At 66.9% G+C, this 17,269-nt stretch carries 14 protein-coding genes, 2 pseudogenes and 2 riboswitches; of the genes and pseudogenes, 10 read left to right on the top strand and 6 right to left on the bottom strand.

What is annotated here, in order from left to right; all coding sequences use genetic code 11:
* Positions 1–83: 83 nt before the first annotated feature.
* Positions 84–871: pseudogene (locus OUO20_RS03460) on the top strand (DeoR/GlpR family DNA-binding transcription regulator).
* A 194-nt stretch (positions 872–1,065) separates the two neighbouring features.
* Positions 1,066–1,761, top strand: a complete 696-nt coding sequence (locus OUO20_RS03465; protein WP_268002851.1) for a CPBP family intramembrane glutamic endopeptidase — start codon at positions 1,066–1,068, stop codon at positions 1,759–1,761.
* 45 nt (positions 1,762–1,806) lie between these two features.
* Here the strand turns inward: OUO20_RS03465 and OUO20_RS03470 are convergent, their stop codons facing one another.
* The gene (locus tag OUO20_RS03470; protein WP_268002852.1) at positions 1,807–3,393 is read right to left on the bottom strand and encodes an HNH endonuclease signature motif containing protein; all 1,587 of its coding nucleotides are present in this window, start codon (positions 3,391–3,393) and stop codon (positions 1,807–1,809) included.
* Between the two features lie 189 nt (positions 3,394–3,582).
* Complete coding sequence (locus OUO20_RS03475; protein ID WP_026266126.1) at positions 3,583–4,221, bottom strand: VOC family protein; 639 nt, start codon at positions 4,219–4,221, stop codon at positions 3,583–3,585.
* A gap of 219 nt (positions 4,222–4,440) precedes the next feature.
* A riboswitch (SAM riboswitch) is annotated at positions 4,441–4,555 on the top strand.
* Positions 4,556–4,598: 43 nt separating this feature from the next.
* On the opposite strand from OUO20_RS03475, the pseudogene OUO20_RS03480 reads away from it, so the two are divergent.
* From OUO20_RS03480 to OUO20_RS03495, 4 genes and pseudogenes are all read left to right on the top strand, one after another.
* Positions 4,599–5,920: pseudogene (locus tag OUO20_RS03480) on the top strand (bifunctional o-acetylhomoserine/o-acetylserine sulfhydrylase).
* A 99-nt stretch (positions 5,921–6,019) separates the two neighbouring features.
* A riboswitch (SAM riboswitch) is annotated at positions 6,020–6,135 on the top strand.
* Positions 6,136–6,147: 12 nt separating this feature from the next.
* Complete coding sequence (gene metX / locus OUO20_RS03485; RefSeq protein ID WP_144600399.1) at positions 6,148–7,263, top strand: homoserine O-acetyltransferase MetX; 1,116 nt, start codon at positions 6,148–6,150, stop codon at positions 7,261–7,263.
* Between the two features lie 166 nt (positions 7,264–7,429).
* Positions 7,430–8,812 carry an MFS transporter gene (locus OUO20_RS03490; RefSeq protein WP_018771618.1) on the top strand — a complete coding sequence of 461 codons (1,383 nt, stop codon included), beginning with the start codon at positions 7,430–7,432 and terminating at the stop codon, positions 8,810–8,812.
* A gap of 8 nt (positions 8,813–8,820) precedes the next feature.
* Positions 8,821–9,966, top strand: coding sequence for a zinc-binding dehydrogenase (locus OUO20_RS03495; protein ID WP_268002853.1), 1,146 nt, complete (start codon positions 8,821–8,823; stop codon positions 9,964–9,966).
* Between the two features lie 34 nt (positions 9,967–10,000).
* On the opposite strand, the gene OUO20_RS03500 is transcribed toward OUO20_RS03495, so the two are convergent.
* Positions 10,001–10,903: a LysR family transcriptional regulator gene (locus OUO20_RS03500; protein WP_026266127.1), complete on the bottom strand. Its 903-nt coding sequence runs from the start codon at positions 10,901–10,903 to the stop codon at positions 10,001–10,003.
* Between the two features lie 141 nt (positions 10,904–11,044).
* Between OUO20_RS03500 and mmsB the strand changes: the two genes are divergently transcribed.
* Positions 11,045–11,965, top strand: coding sequence for a 3-hydroxyisobutyrate dehydrogenase (gene mmsB / locus OUO20_RS03505; RefSeq protein ID WP_056390018.1), 921 nt, complete (start codon positions 11,045–11,047; stop codon positions 11,963–11,965).
* 34 nt (positions 11,966–11,999) lie between these two features.
* A complete protein-coding gene (locus OUO20_RS03510) occupies positions 12,000–13,484 on the top strand; it encodes a CoA-acylating methylmalonate-semialdehyde dehydrogenase (RefSeq protein ID WP_018771622.1) in 1,485 nt (494 codons plus the stop codon).
* A 64-nt stretch (positions 13,485–13,548) separates the two neighbouring features.
* Here the strand turns inward: OUO20_RS03510 and OUO20_RS03515 are convergent, their stop codons facing one another.
* Positions 13,549–14,169 (bottom strand): hypothetical protein, encoded by a 621-nt coding sequence (locus OUO20_RS03515; RefSeq protein ID WP_268002854.1) that lies wholly within the window; start codon positions 14,167–14,169, stop codon positions 13,549–13,551.
* A gap of 49 nt (positions 14,170–14,218) precedes the next feature.
* The gene (locus OUO20_RS03520) at positions 14,219–15,088 is read right to left on the bottom strand and encodes an SGNH/GDSL hydrolase family protein (protein WP_018771624.1); all 870 of its coding nucleotides are present in this window, start codon (positions 15,086–15,088) and stop codon (positions 14,219–14,221) included.
* 78 nt (positions 15,089–15,166) lie between these two features.
* On the opposite strand from OUO20_RS03520, the gene OUO20_RS03525 reads away from it, so the two are divergent.
* A complete protein-coding gene (locus OUO20_RS03525; protein WP_056390009.1) occupies positions 15,167–15,817 on the top strand; it encodes an alpha/beta hydrolase in 651 nt (216 codons plus the stop codon).
* 84 nt (positions 15,818–15,901) lie between these two features.
* On the opposite strand, the gene OUO20_RS03530 is transcribed toward OUO20_RS03525, so the two are convergent.
* Positions 15,902–16,135 (bottom strand): RNA-binding S4 domain-containing protein, encoded by a 234-nt coding sequence (locus OUO20_RS03530; RefSeq protein ID WP_056390008.1) that lies wholly within the window; start codon positions 16,133–16,135, stop codon positions 15,902–15,904.
* 32 nt (positions 16,136–16,167) lie between these two features.
* On the opposite strand from OUO20_RS03530, the gene OUO20_RS03535 reads away from it, so the two are divergent.
* The gene (locus OUO20_RS03535) at positions 16,168–17,166 is read left to right on the top strand and encodes a DMT family transporter (RefSeq protein ID WP_018771627.1); all 999 of its coding nucleotides are present in this window, start codon (positions 16,168–16,170) and stop codon (positions 17,164–17,166) included.
* Positions 17,167–17,269 lie beyond the last annotated feature (103 nt).

Below are 17,269 nucleotides of genomic sequence, written 5' to 3' on the forward strand. Positions count from 1 at the left end.
ATTGTTCCTGACTGTTTTCCTTGAGTTATAATCAGGAAACGTCATCGATCGTGGTGGCTGATGTACGGAAAGGCCCCGCTTGCATGACGCGCACTGACCGGCTGACCGCGATTCTTGACCTGCTGGCCAGAACCGGCCAGGTGGAGGTCGACGAGATTGTCAGCACCCTCAACGTATCCCCGGCCACCGCTCGGCGTGACCTGGACAGCCTCGCCAAACGCCGGCTGCTGACGCGTACCCGCGGCGGCGCCACCACCGGTGCCCTGGCCTACGACCTCCCCGGCCGCTACAACCGCGACGACCACGCCGAAGCCAAGGAACAAATCGCGCAGTGCGCCTCGGCGCTGATCCGGCCCGGCGCTGTGATTGGCCTGTGCGGAGGGACCACCAGCACAGCGCTCGCCCAGATCCTGGCCACCCGGGAAGACCTGAACGCCCCCTCCAACCAGCCCACCCTCACCGTGGTTACCAACGCCATCAACATCGCGGGCCAGTTGGCCGTACGGCCCAACATCAAGGTGATGGTGACCGGTGGAATCCTCAACCCGCGGTCCTATGAACTGGTGGGGCCCTATACGGACATCATCATGCAGAAGGTGGTGCTGGACATCGCCTTCATCGGCGTCAACGGCATCGATCCCGAAGTCGGGCCCACCAACACGGGGGAGGGGAGGCCTCCGTCAATGCGCTGCTGGCCAGCAGGGCCAGGGTGTCCTACGTCCTGGCCGATTCCTCCAAAGTGGGCGTGCGGGCCTTCGCCACCATGGACGGCTACAACTTCACCCGGCTGATCACCGATGCCGGCATCTCGCCCCGCGACAAGGCTGCCTTTGAAGCCAACGGCACGGAAGTGATTGTCGCGCCCGCCTGACCCGAACAGTCGGCACCGGGCTCCTCCGGCGGCGCACCGCTGCCCGCTTACGACTGCGGACACCAGCCGCTCCATCAGGCCGGATCCAGAAACTGAAGGCAAGATGGGAACATGCTGGTTCCTCCCGCCGTCGCCTTCGGCTCGAAGTATGGATCGTCCTGGGCCTGTCCCTGGGCCAGTCGGCTGTCTACTCCGTGGTGCAGCTGCTGGACAAGATGACACGCGCCCCGCTTGCCGAGGGCACGTCCACCCTGAACCGCTCCCAGAGCACCCGCGAATACTTCGACCTCACATATCAGCTGCTGGACATCATCTTTGCGCTGGTGCCCGTGCTGCTGGTCTTCTACTTCCTGACGGACCAGCGCCAGGCAGTGCCGGGCGAGGCGGGCACCTCCCGCTCTGCCTTTCAGAAACTGGGGTTCAATTTTGCCCGGCCCGGCAGGGATCTGCTCCAGGGCCTCGGACTGGCTGGACTGATCGGCGTACCCTCGCTGGGTCTCTATGCGGCCGGCCGGGCGCTCGGAATTACCACCGCCATCATCCCCAGCGCCCTGGATGCCTATTGGTGGACCGTGCCTGTCCTCATCCTGTCCGCCATGCGGCATGCCGTGCTTGAGGAAGTCATTGTGGTGGGCTACCTCCTGGACCGCTTTGGCAAGTTCGGCTGGAGCATGCCGCTGGCCATTGCGGCGAGCTCCGTGCTGCGCGGCAGCTACCACCTCTACCAAGGCTTTGGTCCCTTCATTGGCAACGCCGTGATGGGCGTGGTCTTTGCCTGGCTGTACACCCGGACCCGCCGGGTCATGCCACTGGTCATCGCCCACGCCCTGCTGGATATCGTGGCCTTCGTTGGCTTCAGCCTGTTCGGCAAAGCCATGGGGTTGGGGTAGGACCCGGGACACCAGCCTGCGCGGCTCCAGCCATGCTTGTTGCTGTCACATCAGCGTCAGCAGCAACGGCCAGTCTGCTTGTGGGTCTGGTGGCAACACGAAGGGTTTCGCGTAGAAGTCGTCCCAGAGGGCATCAGCAGCGAAAAGGTCCTCCGGGTCCAGCAGGTTGTCGCCGTCGGGTTCCTCCACTTCCGGTTCTTCCATTTCCGGTTCCGGCCAGGCTGGAACGGCGGCAAGCGGCACTATTCCTGGCGGCCAGTGGGTTGGTTGGGGGTCGTGGTGTTCGGGGTTGTAGTGGCGGCCGGTGGGTGAGGTCCAGCCGGGCGGTCCGTTGTTGGTGGCGGGGTCGGGGGTCCAGGCGCGGGCGTGCTTCAAACGGTGATGTTTGGGGCAAAGCTGGGCCAGGTTCCGGATGTCTGTTCTGCCGCCGTGTTCCCAGGCGGTGAGGTGGTCGGTGTGGTTGTCGGGGGTGTGGTTGCTGCAGCCGGGGAAGGTGCATTTCCGGTCCCGCATGCGGATCCATTGTTTGATGGTTTCGGGGAGCCGGTAGCGGGTGCGTCCGATCTCCAGTGGTGCCCCGTCGCGGGGGTCGACCAGGACCCGGTAGAACGACTCCGCCCCGTCCGCGACAAGCCTCCGTGCCATCGACGCCGGGATCGGGCCCAGGCCGTCCAGCACCGCCGGCTCATCGGTCAGCCCGAGCAGCGCGAAGACCGGCACGGTGACCAGGACATCGGCCCGCGGAGTGGGAGCTCGTCCAACATCCGCACTACTCCCGGCAGCCTCGCCCGCAGGGGTTCCTGCGCCGAGGAGGAATGATGCTGCGATGTCGGGGCGGAGTTGGGTGAGGGTGCGGGGCTCGTCAGGGCCCTGGAGTCCGCGGGCGGTGGCGGTGGTGCGGTTCCAGATGGCGCAGGCGGTGTCACCGGGGAGGTAGAGCGAGAGCCAGGCCATGCCGTCGCGGTCCGGGGTGTATTCCATCCGCCGGTCCGCGACGCCTTTGGCGTGGCGTTTGGCGAGGGTTTCGGGGTGGTGGCGTTCCCGCCAGGCGCGGACCTTGGCGCGGAACCGGGCGGGGACGAGTTCGCCGGGCGCGGCGCCGCGGGCGGGGTTGGGGGCGTCGGGGTCGAAGAAGTGCGCCACCAAGGCAGCAGCCCCGTCGGGGGTGAGCCCCTCGGTTTCATCGGCGACGATCCTGGCATGCTGCCACGACAGGTCACCGGCTGACAGGGCGCCCAGGAGCGGCGGCAGGGAACCCACCCGGCGGGATTGTTCCACCAAAGCACCCGCGGCCGCGGAACTGATGCTAAGGACTCCGGCGATCTCCTCCACCGCGGACATCTCCGAAAACATGCGCTCATTCACCGGGGCGTCGGGGGCAAGCAGTGCCTGCTGGATTTCGACCGCTTCTGCCGCGTCACGGGCCTTCACCGCCGCGAGCTGAGCCTCGACCCGGGAGACTGCCTCCAGCCGTTCCAGCCGGAGCTCATAGCGCCGCTGCAGCACATCCACGTCAGCGCCAACACCGGTCCCGGCGGCAAGGATATGATCCTCACGGTCCAGCGCATCGAGGGCAGCAACAGAGACAGAAACACCCTCCAAAACCACCCCAACATCCGTGCCGATTCCCATACCCACATCATCCAGCGAGGCACCGACATTCAGACCTGGATCGCAGCGATGTAGGAAGCAGCCACTTAAATGAATTCGGCCGCCATCGGGTAGTGACGCCGTTGTCACCACCTGATGGCGGCCGAAGCTGATCCGGGTACTGGCCCGGCGAACCCCCTCCCGGACATTCCGGGAGGCTGGGGTGGAGCGTCAGATGGTGACGGCTCCGTTGGCGGTTTCAAACGTGACCGACAGGATGCCCGGAGTTCCGTGCGGGGCGACCCACTCCACCGCAACGTCCTCAAGCGGCTTCTCCACCGGTTCACCCAGCCACTCGGTCACGCGGGACGCGGAGCCGGCGATGGTCAGGCAGCTCATCTTAAGATTGCTGGGGTAGGCGTTGGACGGGTGCAGTGCCGGGTCGCCTTCCCACTTGAGCATGTACGGCACCTGGGGATCGGCGATAAGGCCAAGGATGCCAATCTGTTTCCAGACCAGCTCCCGGCCGTCCGGGAACTTGCGGTTGCCGTTCACCGCGGCGCGGCCAAGGCGTGCCTCGAACGGGGCGAGGTCGTCCACTTCGACGCACCAGCCCATCCAGCCACCACCGGCCGCGGAACGGGCACGCACTGCCTGTCCGAACGGTGCCTTGTCCGAAGCCGGGTGGTCCAGGACCTCTACGACTTCCAGGTACTTGTGCCCGGCGAGCGGGATGATCATATTCCGGGTTCCGAACCGGGGGTGCACCCCGCCCTTCACTGCCTCAACGCCGAGGGCAGATGAAATACGTTCGGTAGTGGCCGCGAGGCCATCTTGTTCACAGGCGTAAGAGACGTGATCCATGCGCATGGCAACATCTTGGCACTTTGTGATCCGGCTCTCAGCTAAGGGTACCCTTACTGGAAAGGCGGCCGGGAAAAGGGCCGGGAACATGGGCAAGAAGGACGACGGCGGCGTCCCCGGCCGGGTGCGGGGCGGCCCACCTGTGGCGGCTCGAAAGCCATGCAGGGCGACCTTGTTCGTCACAATGCTGTCCACGGCGACTACCCCGTTCCTAGACTGGGCGCAGGTCATGAGCGCCAGCGCCAAGCCCCGGCTCGCTGGCCGGCAACCCTCCACCCGCGGTGGGGTGCCCCGGGTGAGGACCTGGCTGTCCGGCAAGAGCCGGAAGCAAGCGCGGCCCGTACTGCCCCACGCATTCCGGGCCCATGTCATAGGAGACTGAGATGTCCAACGGATGGTCTTTCGAAACCCGCCAGATCCATGCAGGCCAGGAGCCCGACAGTGCCACCGGAGCCCGCGCGCTCCCCATTTACCAGACCACGTCCTTCGTGTTCCCCAGCGCCGAAAGCGCAGCCAACCGCTTTGCCCTCGCCGAACTTGCGCCCATCTACACCCGGATCGGCAACCCCACCCAGGATGCCGTCGAACAGCGGATCGCCAGCCTTGAGGGAGGCCTGGCCGCTTTGCTGCTGAGCTCGGGCCAGGCCGCCGAGACGTTCGCGGTGCTGAACATTGCGGAGGCGGGGGACCATATTGTGGCGAGCCCCAGCCTTTATGGCGGAACGTACAACCTGTTCGCCCACACCCTGAAGAAGTTCGGCATCTCGGTCACCTTCGTCCAGGATCCCGACAACCTGGACCAGTGGCGCGACGCCGTCCAGCCGAACACCAAGCTCTTTTTCGGTGAAGTGGTGTCCAATCCCCGCCAGGACGTCCTGGACATCGAAGGCATCTCCGAGGTGGCCCACCAGGCAGGCGTGCCACTGATCGTGGACAACACCCTGTCCACGCCCTACCTGATCCGCCCACTGGAGTGGGGTGCGGACATCGTGATCCACTCCGCCACCAAATACCTGGGCGGCCACGGCTCCGCAATTGCCGGCGTGATCGTGGACTCCGGCAAATTCGACTTCGGCAAGGACCCTGAACGGTTCCCCGGCTTCAACACCCCGGACCCCACCTACAACGGCCTGGTCTACGCCCGCGACCTAGGCGCCGACGGTGCGCTGGGTGCCAACCTCTCCTACATCCTCAAGGCCCGCGTCCAGCTGCTGCGCGACCTTGGCTCGGCGGTTTCCCCTTCAACGCCTTCCTGATCTCCCAGGGCCTGGAGACGCTGAGCCTGCGGGTGGAACGCCACGTTGCCAACGCCACGGAAGTGGCGCGCTGGCTGGAAGGACGGGACGACGTCGAATCCGTCGCCTACGCCGGGTTGCCCTCCAGCCCCTGGTACGAGCGTGGCCGCAAGTACGGGCCCAAGGGAACGGGCGCCGTCGTGGCCTTCAACCTTGCCGGCGGAGCGGAGGCGGGCAAGCGCTTCGTCGACGCCCTGGAGCTGCACTCCCACGTGGCCAACATCGGCGACGTCCGCTCCCTGGTCATCCACCCGGCGTCGACCACCCACAGCCAGCTCTCGCCGGAGCAGCAAGCGGTGGCCGGGGTGAATCCGGGACTGGTCCGGCTCTCTGTTGGCCTGGAGCACATCGATGACATCCTGGCCGACCTGGAAGCGGGTTTCCGCGCTGCCAAAGGCGCCCAGAGCTAAAAGCGCGCCAGGGCTGACGCCGGGAGGGCCGGCAAGCGGGGAAGTCACAACCAGTCACACTCTTGGCCTGGAGCGGGGGTGTTTCGTACACTCGAACCAGGTCATGAGTGCCAGTGACAGCCCCGGCTTGCTGGCCGGCAACCCTCCATCCGCGGTGGGGTGCCCCGGGTGAGGACCTGGCCTGCCGGTCAGACGACGGCAGGCAAGCGCGTAGAAGAGGTCTTGCCATGACGGTTACCGTCGCCCGAACCACCATCCCCGAACACGGAATTGTCCGCTACGCCTCCATCGGAGGGCTGGAACTTGAAGCCGGGGGATACCTCCCGGACGTCACGCTGGCCTACGAAACCTGGGGCACGCTCAACGCCGACGCCAGCAACGCCATCCTGATCGAGCACGCCCTGACCGGCAGCACCCACGTGACCCGCGGTGACACGGACGAAGAAGGCTGGTGGGAACAATTGGCCGGTCCCGGCGCTCCCGTGGACACGGACAAGTTCTTCGTGGTGTCCGTCAACATCGTGGGCGGCTGCTACGGGTCCACGGGCCCGTCCTCGGCCGCCCCGGACGGAGCCCCCTGGGGCTCCCGCTTCCCCCTGGTCACCCTGCGGGACAGCACGGTGGCAGAGGCCCGGCTGGCTGACCAGCTGGGCATCAGCAGCTGGTTCGCTGTCCTGGGCGGATCCATGGGCGGCGCCCGCGCCCTTGAATGGGCAGTGACCTACCCGGAGAGGGTGCAGCGCTGCGCCGTCATCTCCGTGGGTGCCGCGAGCACGGCGGAACAGATCGCCTTCGCGCAGGCCCAGACCCTGGCCATCCGGCAGGACCCACATTTCAACGGCGGCGACTACTATGGCGGCCCCTGCCCGGAAGCCGGGCTGGCACTTGCCCGGCGCATTGCCCACATCACCTACCGGTCCGCGGCTGAACTGGAAGGCCGCTTCGGCCGGGAACCCCAGGCGCCGGAGTCGCCCCTGAAGGGTGAGGCTCTGGCCGCCCGCGGCCGCTACCAGGTGGAAAGCTACCTGGACCACCAGGGCAGCAAGCTCGTGAAGCGCTTCGACGCCAACAGCTATATCGCCCTCACCGAGGCGCTGATGAGCCATGACATCTGCCGGGGCCGCGGAACCCTGGCCGAAACCCTGGCCAGGTCCACCGCCAGGTTCTTCGTGGCCGCCGTGGATTCGGACCGGCTGTATTTCCCGTCGCAGTCCCGTGAGCTGGCCCAGGCCCTGCCGGGGGACGTGGACGTGCACGTCATCCAGGCGCCGATCGGGCACGACGGGTTCCTGACAGAGATCGGGCAGCTGGGCAGCCAGCTCCGGAGCAGCTTCCTGGCCTAGCGCCCCGCATGTGCATTCCTGCAGATGCCTTCTGCACTAATCGGCGTTGAGGTTGCACCGCAGGCAGACCATACTCAATCGAATCCGGTGCGTTCGTGGTGTGCATCACACCCGGCCGCCATTGATTGGTCCCCGTGGTGTCGACGACGACGCCGAAGGAGTTCGCATGAGTACGGAAAGCTCCGCCGCAAGGCGCACAGAGGAAACCGACGTCAAGGCTTCAGGCCTTAAGAAAGTGGTTACGGCCTCCATGGCCGGAACCGTTGTTGAGTGGTACGAGTTCTTCCTCTACGCCTCGGCTGCCACCCTGGTGTTCGGAAAGGCCTTCTTCCCCAACGCCGGCACAGAACTGGATGGCATCATCGCCGCCTTCCTCACTTATGCCGTCGGTTTCGTGGCGCGCCCCATCGGCGGCATCGTCTTTGGCCACTTCGGCGACAAGTTCGGACGCAAGAAGCTGCTGCAGCTGAGCATCATCCTGGTAGGCGTCTCCACCTTCCTCATGGGCTGCCTGCCCACGTTCCAGCAGATCGGCTACTGGGCTCCCGCACTGCTGGTGGTCCTCCGGTTCGCCCAGGGCTTTGCCGTTGGCGGCGAGTGGGGCGGCGCCGTCCTCCTCGTGGCCGAACACAGCCCCAGCAAATCCCGCGGTTTCTGGGCCAGCTGGCCACAGTCGGCAGTGCCGCTGGGAAACCTGCTTGCCACCGCCGTCTTGTTCACCCTGTCCTCCACGTTGACCCAGGACGCCTTCCTGGGGTGGGGCTGGCGCGTAGCGTTCTGGCTGTCCGCGGTGATCGTCCTGATCGGTTACTACATCCGCACCAAGGTCAATGACGCACCGATCTTCCTCGAAGCCCGCAAAGAGGTCGAAGCCGGCCACAAGGGCTACGGCGTCGCTGAGGTATTCCGGCGCTACCCCCGCGGCGTCTTCACCGCCATGGGCCTGCGCCTGGCGGAAAACATCCTGTACTACCTCGTGGTCACGTTCTCCATCACCTACCTGAAAACCGTGGTCCAGGCCGACACCACCCGCATCCTCCTCCTGCTGCTCCTTGCCCACGCCCTGCACTTCGCCGTCGTGCCCATGGTCGGCAAGCTGTCGGACCGGTTTGGCCGCAGGCCCGTCTACATGGCCGGCGCCATCATGGGGGCCACCTGGGGCTTCTTCGCCTTCCCCATGATGGACACCAAGAACGATGCCATCATCCTGGCGGCCATCATGATCGGCCTGGTGTTCCACGCCTTCATGTACGCCGGGCAGCCTGCCATCATGGCGGAAATGTTCCCCACCCGGATGCGCTACTCCGGGGTTTCCCTGGGCTACCAGGTGACGTCGATCGTTGCAGGATCCCTGGCCCCGATCATCGCCGCCTCGCTCCTGGGCGCCTACAAGTCCTCCGTCCCCGTGGCGGTCTACCTGCTGATCGCCTGCGCCATTACCGCCGTCGCGGTCTACTTCCTGAAGGAAACCCGCGGCATCTCGCTGCACGACGTGGACGCCGCCGACGCCCAGGGCACCGCCGACCTCCTTGCCGCCCGCAAGAAGTAGCAGGATCCGTGAAAGCCGCCGTCCTGTACTCCACCGTTCCCGCCGCCCCCACCACGGGGGCCGGCAACGGGAAGCAGACCTACTCCGAGGCCGCTCCGCTGCTGGTGCAGGAACTGGCGCAGCCGGAGCCCCGCGCCGGTGAGCTTGGTGTTGCCATCACGTACTCCAGCCTCTGCCACTCGGACCTCTCGGTGGTGGACGGTTCCCGCGTCCGGCCGCTGCCCATGGCCTTGGGCCACGAGGCGGTGGGTCGGGTGGTGTCCGTGGGGGCCGGCGTGTCCGACGTGTCCGTCGGCGACCATGTGGTGCTGGTCTTCGTGCCGAGCTGTGGCGGGTGCCGTGCGTGCCTGGCCGGCCGGCCGGCCCTCTGCCACCGTGCAGCAGAGGTCAATGGCTCCGGCGACCTGCTGCGCGGGCCGGCACTGCTGCGGACTCCGGCAGGGGAACGGATCAACCACCACCTTGGCGTCTCGGCCTTCGCCGATTACGCAGTGGTGGCAAGGGAATCGGTGGTGGTGATCGACGACGACGTCCCGGACACGGTTGCCGCGATGTTTGGTTGCGCCGTGCTCACCGGAATGGGTGCAGTGTTGAATACCGCGGCTGTCAGTCCGGGGCAGTCCGTAGCGGTGTTCGGCCTCGGAGCCGTGGGCCTGTCAGCCGTCATGGCAGCGCGCCTCGCTGGAGCCGCCGACGTCATTGCCATCGATCCAAACCAAGGCAAGCACCAGCTGGCCCGCGACGCCGGCGCCACATCGGTGGGAACGCCGGAGGACGCGGCACGGCTGATCGCGGAAGCGTCCGGGGACGGTGTGGACGTTGCCATTGAAGCAGTGGGATCAGCAGGCGTTATCGCCTCCTGCCTGGAGCAGGTGACGCGGGGAGGCGCCGTGGTGTCGGTGGGCCTGCCCCATCCGTCCGCCCAGTTGACGGTGCCGGCCCTGCAGTTTGCCGGGGCGGGAAAACGGCTGCTGGGCTCCTACATGGGGGATGCCGTGCCGGCGCGCGACATTCCGCAGTACCTGGCGTTCTGGCGCGAAGGCAGGCTGCCGGTTGAGCTGCTGCATACTGACACCCGGCCGCTCAGCGAGATCAATGAGGGCCTGGATGCGCTGGCATCCGGGCAGGTGGTAAGGCGGCTGTTCCAGGCCTGACTTGTGCGGGGGCCTGGGTCCGCAAGAACAGCGCTTACCCCGCCAGCACCCCGGAGCGCTCCTTCATTTCCGCCTTGAGTGCCGCAATCACTGCCTGGACCGGTGCGGACCGGAGCGACTCCGGGCGGGCAACGGCCCAGATGGGGAGCTGGCGCTCAAAGTCGGCCGCCAGGACGGGCACGAAGTCCCCGCAGCCCGCCACCATGAAGTTGGGCAGCAGCCCAATGCCTGCACCCTGCCGTACCGCCTCCACCTGGGCGAACACGCTGGTGGCCTGGAAGCTCGTCCTGGGCAGCGGAAGCTGCGAGGACCAGCGCGGCCCCAGCTCCGCCACCTGGAGTGCGGACTCGACGTAGGACACAAACCCGTGCTGCCCCACGTCGTCGAGCGTTTCCGGCAGGCCATGCCGGGCGGCATACGCTGAGCTTGCGTAGAGGCGCAGGTAGTAGTTGCTCAGGAAGATTGTCTGCGCGGTGGTGACGTCCGCCCGGCCCACCACGATCTCCAGGTCCACGCCCGACCGGTTCTGGCTGACTTTCCGGGTGGCGCTGAGCATTTCGATGTTCAGCTGCGGGTTTTGCTGCTGGAGCCGCACCAGCGACGGGGTGACGAACACTGCCCCCACGCCGTCCGTCGTGGCGACGCGGACCAGGCCGGCGAGGGTGCTTTGGTCCTGGCTGATCAGGCCGGACAGCGAGCCAAGGGTACCTTCGATCGCCTCTGCCGCTTCCACGGCCGCGGCACCGAGCTGCGTCAGCTCCCAACCCTGCGGGCTGCGTTCCAAAGTCCGGCCGCCCAGTTGCCTGTCCAGGGCGAGGATGCGGCGGGAGATGGTGGTGTGGGTTGTTCCCAGCGTCTCGGCTACCGCGTTGAACCGGCCCAGGCGGGCAACGGTGAGCAGGATGAGCAGGTCGTCGGGGCTTGGCAACCGTCTCAGGTCCACTCCGGTCCTTCCTTCGATGTGCAGCAATGCACATGGCCTCTGTGATTTTTCCCCTTGATTGCACTCTAGCAGGGTGTGATCGTTGACACAGACATGCCGGCAGTACGGCTGGAATGGAAGCAAAGGAGCTTACTCGTGGCAGTTATCGGTTGGATTGGCCTGGGCAACATGGGCGGCCACATGTCCGTAAACCTGGCGAAAGCCGGGCATGATGTGCGCGGTTTCGACCTCAACCCGGCAGCCCTGGCAGCCGCTGAAGCAGGCGGCGTCAAGCGGACCGCCAGCATCGCCGAAGCGGTGGATGGTGCGGACGCCGTGTTCACCATGCTGCCCAAGGGCGAACATGCCCGTGCGGTGTATCTCGGCGGGGACGGCGTGCTGGCGCACGCGGACACCCGGACGCTGCTGATTGACTCCTCGACTATCGACGTCGCCTCCGCCCAGGAACTGCACGACGCCGCTGCTGCCGCTGGCTTCCGCTTCGTGGACGCGCCAGTGTCGGGTGGAATGAGCGGGGCGGAAGCGGGAACGCTTACTTTCATGGTTGGCGGCGAAGAGGGGGCCGTGGCGGACGCCACGGGCTACATCGGCCCCATGGCCGCCAACATCATCCCCACGGGCGGCCCCACCACGGGGCAGGCGGCCAAGATCTGCAACAACCTGATGCTTTTCATCAACCTGGCCTCCACCGCGGAGGGCGCTGTGCTCGCCGACCGGCTGGGCCTGGACAAGCAGGTCTTCTGGAACATTGCCTCTGTCTCCTCGGGCGACTCGTGGGCACTGCGGACCTGGTACCCGGTGCCCGGCGTGGTTCCTACCGCAGCCTCGAACAACGGCTTCGCGCCCACCTTCACCACAGAGCTGGCGAACAAGGACATTGGGCTGGCCATCAGCGCAGCCGAGGATACCGGCACGCCCCTGGAGATCGGCAGGCACGTCCAGCAGCTGTTCCAGCGGCTTATTGACGCCGGTGACGCCGGCAAGGACTGCTCCATGATCATCAAGCTCGTGGACGGCTCACTCGAACCCGCCAACCCGGCGCCGTCCGCCAACTAGCCCGCACCACGCAACGCAGGAAAAGAGACTCCCCGTGGAAACCATCCCGCACTACATCAACGGCACCCGCGTCAGCGACGCAGACCGCTTCGGCCCAGTGTTCAATCCCGCCACCGGTGAACAGGAGAAGCAGGTGGCGCTTGCCTCGGCGGCACGGACAGAGGAAGCCATCGCGGCTGCCCGTTCCGCGCTGCCGGCCTGGCGGGCCACCAGCCTGGCCCGGCGGACCGGCATCTTCTTCCGGGTCCGCGAAATCCTGACCCAGCGGAAGCCCGAGCTCGCGGCCATCCTCACCAGCGAGCACGGGAAGGTCCTCTCCGACGCAGAGGGCGAAATCGCCCGCGGCCTGGAGAACATCGATTTCGCCACCGGCCTGTCCCACATGCTCAAGGGCGAGCGGTCCGAGCAGGTCTCCACCGGGGTGGACGTGCACTCCGTCCGCCAGCCGGTGGGCGTCGTAGCCTGCATTACGCCGTTCAACTTTCCGGCCATGGTGCCGCTGTGGATGATCGGCAGTGCCCTGGCCTGCGGCAACACCGTGCTGCTGAAGCCCAGCGAGAAGGACCCGTCGGCCGCCGTCTTCATCGCGGAGGCCTTCGCCGAAGCGGGCCTGCCGGCCGGGGTGCTGAACGTGGTCCACGGTGACAAGGAAGCCGTGGATGTCCTGCTGGAGCACCCGGACGTCAAAGCCGTGAGTTTTGTCGGCTCCACTCCCGTTGCCCAGTCGATCTACAAGCGGGCGGCAGAACACGGCAAGCGGGTGCAGGCACTGGGCGGTGCCAAGAACCACATGGTGGTGCTTCCCGACGCCGACCTGGACATGGCTGCCGACGCTGCGGTTTCGGCCGCCTACGGGTCAGCCGGCGAACGCTGCATGGCCGTCAGCGTCCTGGTGGCCGTGGGCAACATCGCGGACGACCTGGTGAAGGCAATCTCCAGCCGCATGGCGGGTTTGAAGATCGGCCCGGGAACGGACCCCGCGTCCCAGATGGGCCCCTTGATCACCGCGGAGCACCGGGACCGCGTGGCCTCCTATGTGGCGGGGGCCGAAAATGAAGGCGCATCCGTGGTTGTGGACGGGCGCTCGCAGCAGTTCGATTCAAACGGATTCTTCATCGGCGTCAGCCTGGTGGACCACGTCAAGCCGGGCATGAAGGTGTACGACGACGAGATCTTCGGCCCGGTCCTGTCCGTGGTCCGCGTCGATACCTACGGCGACGCAGTGAAGCTGGTCAACGACAACGAGTTCGGCAACGGCACGGCCATCTTCACCCGTGACGGCGGGGCGGCCCGGCAGTTCGAGTTCGACGTCGAGGCAGGCATGGTGGGCGTCAACGTGCCCATTCCGGTGCCGGTAGGCACGTTCTCGTTCGGCGGCTGGAAGAACTCGCTGTTCGGCGACACCCACATGTACGGCCCGGACAGCATCCGGTTCTACACCCGGGGCAAGGTGGTGACCACGCGCTGGCCGGATCCCTCCACCTCGGTGATTGACCTGGGCTTCCCGCAGGTCCACTGAGCTTGACAGGAGCACTGAACGCATAAAGGTGCGCCACCGGGCAGGCCCGGTGGCGCTCCTGTTACTAGCCGTTCATGATGTCGCTGCGCCGCTTCATGTAGTCCTCCATGGACAGCTCACCGTTGGTGTACTGCTGGTCCAGTTCCGCGAGCTTGCGGGCGCGGTACCCTTGCGGTGCCGCCGGCGGCGGGGGAGTGGCCGGCGCTGGGGACTGTCCCGGCGTCGGCTCTCCGGGACGCGGCTGCTGAGACCCCTGCTGATCAAAGCCGGGCCGGCCAAAGCCTGGCCGGCCAAAGCCTGGCTGACCAAACCCCTGTCCCTGCGGGGGACCGTAGCCGGGGTCCGGCAGAGGCTGCTGGCCGTACTGGTGGGGCAACGGCTGCGGGTCGCCCAGGGGCTGCGGCCGCTGGATACTGCGGAAGCCGCCGGAGAAGTAGTCCTGCTGGGTATAGCCGTCGCGGGGCTGGTTGCTCTGCGGCCCGGGCGAGCCTGGATACTGGCCCGGTCCCGGGTACTGGCCGGGGCCGGGATACCCGTCTTGTCCGTATTGCCCCGGGAACTGTTCAGGGAAGCGCCCGGGCAACGACTGGTCCCGGTCCCGCCGTGCCACGGACCGCCGGTACATCCGCATGGCCATGGGGACGACGAAGGACAGGACGATAATCCAGAAAAACAAGCTGCTCACGGTGCCGCGCCTCTCGAGTGTTGTCCTTCCAGCCTAACCCCGGGCGGCCTTACCGGCGGCTGGGCTCCGACGTTCCCAACGGGCCCTCACCGGCACCCAAGGGAACGCCCGGACCGAAGACGGGGCCCGGCGTCGGCCGCTTTGCCGTGATGCCGTCCCCGGAGGACTGGCGGCGCAACCGCCGCAGCACCCACGGCACGAAGTATTCGCGCGCCCACACCAGGTCCCCGCTCCTGGCCTCGCGCCAGGTCCGGGGCGGCAGGGGCTTGGGCTGCAGCGGCTCCAGGGAATGCTCAACGTTGAGCGCGTCCAGCACCATGGCCGCTATGGTGTGGTGCCCCAGCGGGGAGAAGTGCAGCCGGTCCTGGTCCCACATCTGCGGATCGCTCAACTGCCGCAGCGACCACATGTCCGCGATGATGGCGTCGTGCCGCGTTGCCACCGTCCGCAGGTTCTCGTTGTAGATGGCCACCTTGCTGCGGATCCTGCCGAGCACTGACGAGCCGGTGTCAGGTCCGTTGAACAGGACCACCGTGGCACCACCCAGGGACAGGATCTGGACCACGGAATCGAGCTTTTCGGCCAGCACGTCCGGGTCGCCGCCCGGGCGGATGAGGTCGTTGCCGCCCGCCGACAGGGTGACCAGGTCCGGCTTCAGCTCCAGGGCAGGCGCCAGCTGCTGGTCAACGATCTGCTGCAGCAGGCGGCCGCGGACGGCCAGGTTGGCGTAGGCGAAGTCAGGCTGGGTCCTGCCCAGCTCCTCGGCCACCCTGTCGGCCCAGCCGCGGTGGCCGCCGGGGCTCGCGGGTTCGGGGTCGCCGATGCCCTCGGTGAAGGAATCGCCCATCGCCACGTAACGGGTCCACGGGTGGGATCCCGGGTGCGCGGACGGGGCCTTGATGTCACTTGCGTCAGTCACGGTCCTATCCTGCCTTCCGTTTCACTGCCTACGCGAACGTAGGTTGTTACTTGTGGGTAACTGATATGAATGGAAACCATGACTGACGCCGAAGTATTTCCTGCCCCCGTTGTCCTGTGGTCCCATCCGGAGGACCAGCGCGACGGCAAGCCGCTGCTGGTGCTCCTCCACGGCTACGGCGCCAATGAGCGGGACCTGCTCAGCCTGGCCGACCTGCTGCCCGGGGACTTCGCCGTCGCGTCCGTGCGTGCGCCGATCGCCACGGGCCCCGGCTACACCTGGTTCCCGCTCACGGCCTCCATCGAGTACTCGCTGGAGCGGGTCAAGAAGGCCTCGGCATACGTACTGGAGTGGATCGACACCATCCGGGTGGGGCATCCGTCGGTGACCCTGCTCGGCTTCTCTATGGGCATGGCCATGGCAACCACGCTCCTGCGGCAGCGGCCCACGGACTTCGCTGCCGTCGTCGGACTGTCCGGTTTCGTGGTGGACGCAGCCGGCGACCCTTCGTTCAGGGACGATGAGCTGGACGGCACCGTGCCCATGTTCTGGGGCCGGGACCAGCAGGATCCGGTGATCACCCAGGACAAGATCGAGTACACCATGGGCTGGGTCCGCAAGCACGTCAAGCTCACCAAGGTGCTCTACACCGGCATGTGGCACGGGATCAACCAGCAGGAGATCGGGCACGTGGGGGAGTTCCTCACTCACGAGGTGCTGAACAAGTAGGCGTACGACGGCGGCCGGCAGTCCCGGCGGACGTCACGTCACGCGGCCTGCACGTCCTCCGCCGGGCAGTGCGCCTGCGTTGCGTCAGTCCGTTTCGGGCGCCACTACCCGGACACTCTGTCCGTTCACCGTGACAACGTCGCCGTTGTGCAGCTGGCGGCCGCGGCGATCGTCGATTTCGCCGTTGACCTTGACCAGCCCGTTCTTGATGAGCTCCGCCGCCTCCACGCCGTCCTCCACGAGGTTGGCGAGCTTCAGCAGCTGGCCCAGCCGGATCATGCTGTCGCGGATGGGGACGTCGTCAATGGGGTTGCTCATAGAGCAATAATGCCTGAACTAAGGTGGATTCAATGACCTCCCCTTCCCGCCTGCCGGTGCTCGCAGGCCTGCCCCTGGCCGTGGGTTCCGGCCTTGCCATCCCAGTCCAGGGGCGCATCAACGGGGCCCTGGGCGCCCGCCTCGGTGACGGCATCGCCGCGGCGGCCGTGAGTTTCAGCACAGGCCTGCTGGTCATGATCGTGATTTCGCTGGTCCTGCCGCGCGGGCGGGCGGGGCTGGCCGGCATCCTTCCCGCGGTCCGCAAACGCGCCTTTCCACGTATCTACGTGGTGGCCGGTGCCATCGGCGCGCTGTTCGTTTTTGCCCAGTCGTTCACGGTGGGCATCCTGGGCGTGGCACTCTTCACCGTGGCCACGGTCACCGGGCAGACCGTGAGCGGCCTGCTGGTGGACCGCCTGGGAATCGGGCCGGCCGGGAAGAAATCCGTCACCGGCATCCGCATCATTGGCTGCGTCCTCACTATCGCCGCCGTCGCCTGGGCGGTTTCGCCCCGGTTCAGCGGCGCGGAGGCCGGCGGAACCGACGGTGGTCCGTCCTCCCTGCTGCTTCCCATCCTGCTGCCCGTGGCGGCTGGCTTCCTGATGAGCTTCCAGCAGGCCATGAACGGCACCGCCACCGTCCACTACGGCACACCGATCGCGGCCACCCTGGTCAACTTCGTGGCCGGCTGCATCGTGCTCTGGACAGCGCTGGCGGTGAAGCTGGCGGTGGCCGGCCCAGCCAACCCGCTGCCGTCCGAATGGTGGTACTACCTGGGCGGTCCCATGGGCTGCGTCTTCATTGGGCTCGGCGCCCTCCTGGTCCGCAGCCTTGGCGTACTGGTCACCGGGCTGGGCATGATTGCCGGCCAGCTGCTCGGCTCGCTGGCCCTGGACCTGGCGCTGCCCGCCCCGGGCACCGTCGTCGCCCCGGCCACCGTCCTCGGGACCCTGCTGACCCTCGCCGCGATCATCCTGGCAACTCTGCCGTGGCCGCGGGGCGCGCTCCGCAGGCAGCGGCCGGTACGCTAGGACACGAGCTTTTCAACGATCTTCCTTCATTCGCCCCGGCACCCTGCCCACTGTGCCTCCAGGCATACGGCGGCCGGGGCCTGACAACCCGCGGACCGCACCC

This window comes from Arthrobacter sp. FX8, from assembly GCF_026723805.1.
GTDB lineage: Bacteria > Actinomycetota > Actinomycetes > Actinomycetales > Micrococcaceae > Arthrobacter.